Source organism: Capnocytophaga felis (genome assembly GCF_009684755.1).
GTDB lineage: Bacteria > Bacteroidota > Bacteroidia > Flavobacteriales > Flavobacteriaceae > Capnocytophaga > Capnocytophaga felis.
Genome location: NZ_BLBC01000035.1, coordinates 1 through 6,268 on the forward strand (window position 1 = coordinate 1; position 6,268 = coordinate 6,268).

General features: G+C 36.1%; 6 protein-coding genes. 3 read left to right on the forward strand and 3 right to left on the reverse strand.

Features of this window, described 5'->3' with window-relative positions; genetic code table 11:
- The 3 genes from GN105_RS12750 to GN105_RS12760 form a co-directional block, all read right to left on the reverse strand.
- Nucleotides 1-515 (reverse strand): hypothetical protein (locus GN105_RS12750; RefSeq protein WP_155285768.1); only part of this gene is annotated, 515 nt, incomplete at its 3' end.
- Between the two features lie 2 nt (nucleotides 516-517).
- The gene (locus GN105_RS12755) at nucleotides 518-919 is read right to left on the reverse strand and encodes a DUF3408 domain-containing protein (protein ID WP_373279410.1); all 402 of its coding nucleotides are present in this window, start codon (nucleotides 917-919) and stop codon (nucleotides 518-520) included.
- 34 nt (nucleotides 920-953) lie between these two features.
- Nucleotides 954-1,718: a ParA family protein gene (locus GN105_RS12760; protein ID WP_155285770.1), complete on the reverse strand. Its 765-nt coding sequence runs from the start codon at nucleotides 1,716-1,718 to the stop codon at nucleotides 954-956.
- Between the two features lie 680 nt (nucleotides 1,719-2,398).
- On the opposite strand from GN105_RS12760, the gene mobA reads away from it, so the two are divergent.
- From mobA to mobC, 3 genes are all read left to right on the forward strand, one after another.
- On the forward strand, nucleotides 2,399-2,848 hold the full coding sequence (mobA, locus tag GN105_RS12765) for a conjugal transfer protein MobA (RefSeq protein WP_155285771.1): 450 nt from the start codon (nucleotides 2,399-2,401) through the stop codon (nucleotides 2,846-2,848).
- Nucleotides 2,838-4,190 (forward strand): conjugal transfer protein MobB, encoded by a 1,353-nt coding sequence (mobB, locus tag GN105_RS12770; protein WP_155285772.1) that lies wholly within the window; start codon nucleotides 2,838-2,840, stop codon nucleotides 4,188-4,190. Before mobA ends, mobB begins: the two co-directional genes overlap by 11 nt.
- Before the next feature lie 87 nt (nucleotides 4,191-4,277).
- On the forward strand, nucleotides 4,278-6,268 hold a 1,991-nt coding region (gene mobC / locus GN105_RS12775), incomplete at its 3' end, for a conjugal transfer protein MobC (RefSeq protein ID WP_155285773.1).

Consider the following 6,268-nt stretch of genomic DNA (forward strand, 5'->3'; position numbering starts at 1 on the left):
GGAGTTTGTGGTAAAATTTCGTCTAAAAGTTGAGCTACTTTTAGCGAAGCCTCAGGTAGGGCTTTTTCAATTTCTTCCAATAGATTGGTACCAACCACTTTTTGGGCTAGTTCTCTATTTTCTGTAGTGGAAGATGCATTTTGGCTTAGAAAATCGGCTACTTTTTCCAAATCCTCAAAAGACAAGCCCGTGGCAAAATCATTGTCTTGCTCAGAAGTTCGCATCGCTCGTAAATCCTCTTCTTCATCTTCAAAATCAGGCAGATTGCTTTCATTTTCCTGCTCAAACTCTGCTAAAATTGCCTGTTTTTCAGCCTCTGTTAATGGATTTTCCTGCTTTGGAGGTACGAATTTACTTTTCCCCATTATAGAAGTGTTTTGCTCGGGCTTTTCAGGAGTTTTTTTGGATTCGGGCAAGGGTTTAGAATATTTTTTCCGTTCGATTTTCAATGAAAATTTTTCCGATAATAACAGAAAAATAATCAGTAGCAACAGTATGATGATGAATTTTTCCATAACTAAAAAATAGGTTTGTATTTTTCTTGAAAACTTTCGGTAATTTCTTGTTTATATTGCTCAAAATGAGCTTTTAAAACATTATCCAAATAGGTGTAAATACTAATTTTATCCTCGCCGATAACTTGAACAATTCGAGCAATACGTTGATGGTATTCCGAGCGAATATACACAGACTTCCCTTCTCTTGCCGATGTATCCCCCTGCCTAAAAAATAGGGTTTCATACGAAAGATTATCGGATTTTACCTTTCGAGGCGATTCTTTTTTGGATGCAGGTTTTTCGTTTGTCGTTTGAGGATTTTTCTCTTTGTTTTTTGAAAAAGCATCAACATCCGAAGAAGTCCCTGCCATCAGTTCCATTAGCTCGTTTTCATTGATAAGGGGGTTCTTTTCTTTCATAATAAAATGGGGTATTTTTTTATTGTAAATTACTGATTTATAGAGAAACGATTTGAATGAATTCCGTTATAAAATCGTCTAAATGACAACCTTTCATCAATCGTTCATTGGCAGGTAATAAAGTAGAACGAAACGCCCATTTTTGATTGTCTGTTCCATCCTTACGAAAACGCTTACTATCAGAGATATAGGCATTCATCAGCGGTAAGTTCAAATCGGCAATTACCTTTTCGTAAATTTTATACAAAGGCGATTTTTCTCTACCATCGACCTGATTCCAAAATAGATGTACACTTTCAATGGCACTTTGGGTATTTTTAGCGATAATGTTAGAAAGGACTTCGGTAAAGCTCAGTGTACTTTCAATGACCACCCTGTCGGCGGTGATGGGTGAAAAAATATGGTGCATCTGTGAAAGCACTGTCAGCACCCCTGCCGTATTGACTGTACCGGGCATATCAAACAATACCACATCTATCTGAAAAGGATTTTCAGCAAGAAAAGATTGTGCCCTTTCAATGGCTTCATTGGGTTTGCAGGTAATAATCGGATAGGCTTTTTTGTTAATTTGACTGAATTGCTTGTGAACAGTATGTTTAAAATGTTCGTTTTGCATTACCGTTTTAAGGTCTTGCTCTCGCATACGACTCAGGCTATACTGCGGATAATCGCAATCCAAGACGGCTACATTGTGTCCCATTCGATAGTGTAATAAACTAGCTACAAGTACGGTAAAAGTGGTTTTACCGACACCTCCTTTTTGGGTAGAAAAACTGACAAATTTAGTGTTTTTGGCTTCCATATTTTTATGTGTTTATGTTTATATGTTTTTACAATTTTATGTACTTATAGATTTGCATAAGTGCGTATCTGTATGTGTACTTATTTACGTGTTTACTTACGTACTTATATACAAAATCAAGTAATTGAGTATATATGTGTATATGTATGTATCTATATGTGTATTTCTGTAAGTAGATACGTACTTATCCAAATATTTACACATATACACATATAAACAAACAGGTAAGTGTGTAAGTATTTACGTTTGCAGATAATCACATAGGTATTATCGTATTTGTTTACGTACGTATGTACATATGTAAGTACGTTGGGACGTAGCTACGTAGCTACATACATATGTATGTACGTACAAAGAAACATACACAATTACACACGTATTTACATAAGGAAGTCTTTGGCATTATAAGGCATTCAAAGGCAAGGAATGATATACCTGCTAAATGATTGAAATTCGGTTGTTTTGCACAAAAACAAAAGACAATCATTTTGGAAGGTTTTTCTTTCTTTTTCAAAGCTGACTTCAATGCAACCGATAGGGAGCATTTTCTGTTCACCCGAACAGAGCAAGTTGTGTTTTGAGATGCTCAAAATATTTTCCGCATCTCAAAACCACTTGCCCTTGCAGGGAGCCGAAAACCTCTCCAAAGTCGTGGTTTTTACTTACTAATAAAATTGTATATGGACAATAAATTACAACCTCAAAAACGAAAATTAGGAAGAGTTCCTAAAATAGATAAGGCTATTTACCGGTATACTATCAGTTTCAATCAGGTAGAACATACTCGATTTTTATCTCTTTTCGAACAATCAGGAATGAAAGTCAAAGCTCATTTTATCACTTCGGTATTATTTTCCAAAGAAATCAAAAGTGTAAAAATCGATAAATCAGTAATGGATTTTTATATCAAACTTACCGAACTCTATGGACAATTTCGGGCAGTGGGCGTGAATTACAATCAGATAGTAAAGATTTTGTATCGCAATTTTTCCGAAAAGAAAGCCGCTGCCTATCTGTTTAAACTCGAAAAACAAACTGCTCAAATGGTGGCTATCTGTAAAGAAATTATGGCTCTTTCGCAAAGATTAGAACAACATATCACTGAAAAAAACACACAAAATGGTCGCTAAAATACATCGGGGAAGCAATCTTTTGGGAGTGCTTCTGTACAATCATAACAAATTAGACAAGCAAGAAGCTGTGATTTTACACACTCAAAACATCATTCAGCCTGTCAATGGAGGCATAGGGACATCGGAAATTACCCGTTCTTTTACTCCGTATTTGTTTGCCAATCAAAAGACCGAAAAGCCGATTTTGCACATATCCCTCAATCCCAACCCAAAAGATGCCGTGTCTGATGAAGTTTTTGTAAAAGTAGCACAACAATATATGCACGAAATGGGGTGGGGTAAGCAACCTTTTGTAGTGTATAAACATTCGGATATTGAGCGAGAACACATACATATCGTATCGCTTGGCATTGATGAAAACGGCAAAAAAATAAACGATTCATTTGAAAAAATCCGCTCAATGAAAGTGTGCAGAAATATTGAAAATGAATTTGGACTCACCCCTGCTATTGCTAATGAAAAAGGAGTGGAATTAGAAAATGATTTTGAGCTTACAAACAAGGAAAATAATCTTGCAACACTCAAAGTGGATTATACCCAAAACGAAGTAAAAAAACAGATTGCTTCGGCAGTTAGGCAGGTCATAAAAAACTATCAGTTTCAGTCTTTTGGAGAATACACGGCTTTACTTAGCAGATTTAATGTAGGCATCCAAAAAGTAGAAGGCGAATTGCAAGGTACACTCAAAAAAGGCTTGGTTTATTTTGCTTTGGATGAAAACGGCAACAAGGCAAGTCAGCCTTTTAAAGCCTCCAAAATGGGAAAATCCTTGGGGCTTCCTTTTTTAGAAAGGCAATTTCAAAAACATTTGAACTTTCATAAAACACAGGACACGGATTTTCTAAAAGGTGAAATTTTAAATGCCCAACATTCCGCTCAAAATACGGAGGATTTTGTAAAAATGTTACACATTAAAAATATAGATGTCGTCATACGAAAAAATGCCGAAGGGCGGTTGTATGGTATCACTTTTATAGACCATAATTCCCAATGCGTATATAATGGCTCTCGACTTGGAAGAACATTTTCTGCCAATGCTTTTGAACTATGGGAAAAACAAATGGAAAGTAACAAAAACCAAGTAATCAAGAATCAAGGAGTAAGTAGCAAGGAACAAAAACCAAGTAATCAATCTATTAGAGAAGAAAGTAATAACCATTTTTCTATTGATTTTCAATGTAATGAATCCTACCAAAAAGATTTTGGAACAGATTCAGCGTTACATAGTTTTTTGAATTTATTTTCATTGGATACACAAGCCGTTAATTACGAGGAAGAAAGTTTTATCCGACAAATGCAACGAAAACGCAAAAAGAAATCCAAAAGAATATCTTCCTAATCTTTTCTCTTCTTCTGTTTTTTGATTTTCATTTTTCCAATTTTCTAATGTTTAAATCTTTTAATTTTTTAATCTAAACTAAAAAGTATGCAAAACGATGATGATTTAAGAGCTCTTGCCAAGATTATGGCATTTATGAGAGCGGTAAGTATTTTAGTAGTGTTAATGCACTTGTATTGGTATTGTTACGGCTTTTTTCAAGCCGAAAAATGGATTTTAAATGTAGTGGATAAAATCCTTGCCAACTTTGAACGAACGGCAGGACTTTTTTCACATCCACTATACACCAAATGTTTTGCCCTTGTGCTATTGGCTTTGAGCTGTTTGGGAACCACAGGTGTTAAAAACGAAAAAATCACGTGGCGGAAAATTCATATGGCATTGATAGTAGGAGTTTTGTTTTTCTTTGGAAACTTTTGGATTTTATACCTAAAAGCTCCTGCTTCTCTTGTGGCGTTTTTCTATATTTTTACCACAGCCATTGGGTATATTTCACTACTGATGGCAGGTTCGTGGATGAGTCGTTTATTAAAAAACAACCTGATGGACGATGTCTTCAACAACGAAAACGAATCTTTTATGCAGGAAACACGGTTAATGCAAAATGAATACTCTATCAACCTGCCTACACTTTTCTATTATCAGAAAAAATGGAACAAAGGTTGGATAAATGTAGTCAATCCCTTTCGGGCAACCATCGTGTTGGGAACGCCGGGGTCAGGAAAATCCTATGCCATTGTCAATAATTACATCAAACAACAAATCGAAAAAGGATTTGCTATGTACATCTATGACTTCAAATTTGATGACCTTTCTACCATCGCCTATAACCACTTGTTAAAACATTTGGACAAATACAAAGTACCTCCCAAATTCTATGTAATAAACTTTGACGACCCGCGAAAAAGCCATCGATGTAATCCCATCAATCCCGATTTTATGACCGATATTTCCGATGCTTATGAAAGTGCCTATACCATTATGTTGAATCTGAATCGTTCGTGGATACAAAAGCAAGGTGATTTTTTTGTAGAATCGCCCATTATCCTTTTAGCGGCTATTATTTGGTTTTTAAAAATATATGAAAACGGAAAATATTGTACTTTCCCACACGCCATCGAACTACTAAACAAACCTTATGCCGATGTTTTTACTATTTTGACTTCCTACCCTGAATTAGAAAATTACCTTTCGCCCTTTATGGACGCGTGGCAAGGCGGAGCACAAGACCAACTACAAGGACAAATCGCTTCGGCTAAAATTCCGTTATCGAGAATGATTTCGCCACAGCTCTATTGGGTAATGACAGGCGATGATTTTTCATTGGATATTAACAATCCCAAAGAACCTAAAATCCTTTGTGTAGGTAATAATCCCGACAGGCAAAACATCTATTCAGCAGCTTTGGGGCTTTACAATTCCCGGATCGTAAAACTTATCAACAAAAAAGGACAACTCAAATCTTCCGTGATTATCGATGAGCTTCCCACCATTTATTTCCGTGGTTTGGACAATCTTATCGCTACTGCTCGGAGTAATAAAGTAGCCGTATGTTTGGGATTTCAGGATTTTTCACAGCTTACCCGTGATTACGGAGATAAAGAAAGTAAAGTAATTCAAAATACCGTAGGGAATATTTTTAGCGGACAAGTCGTAGGAGAAACTGCCAAAACGCTATCCGAACGTTTCGGGAAAGTATTACAACAACGACAGTCCAAAACCATCAATCGCAATGATGTTTCTACCTCCATCTCCACGCAATTGGATAGCTTAATTCCTGCTAGTAAAATTTCCAATCTTACACAGGGAATGTTCGTAGGAGCTGTATCCGACAATTTTGACGAGCGTATCGACCAAAAGATTTTTCACGCTCAAATTGTAGTGGATAATCAAAAAGTAAGTGCCGAGATGAAAAATTATCAGAAAATTCCACAGATTCTATCCTTTGTAGATGAAGATGGAACGGATAAAATGCAAGAACAAATACAAGCCAATTACAAGCAAGTGAAATTAGACGTCGTAGAGCTTATCAAAAACGAACTCGAACGCATCGAAAACGACCCTGATTTGGCTCATTT

What these genes read in the sequence shown, in the direction of transcription:
- mobB (WP_155285772.1), top strand. Translation starts at nt 2,838, where the DNA reads ATGGTCGCTAAAATACATCGGGGAAGCAATCTTTTGGGAGTGCTTCTG.
- GN105_RS12760 (WP_155285770.1), bottom strand. Translation starts at nt 1,718, where the DNA reads ATGGAAGCCAAAAACACTAAATTTGTCAGTTTTTCTACCCAAAAAGGA.
- mobA (WP_155285771.1), top strand. Translation starts at nt 2,399, where the DNA reads ATGGACAATAAATTACAACCTCAAAAACGAAAATTAGGAAGAGTTCCT.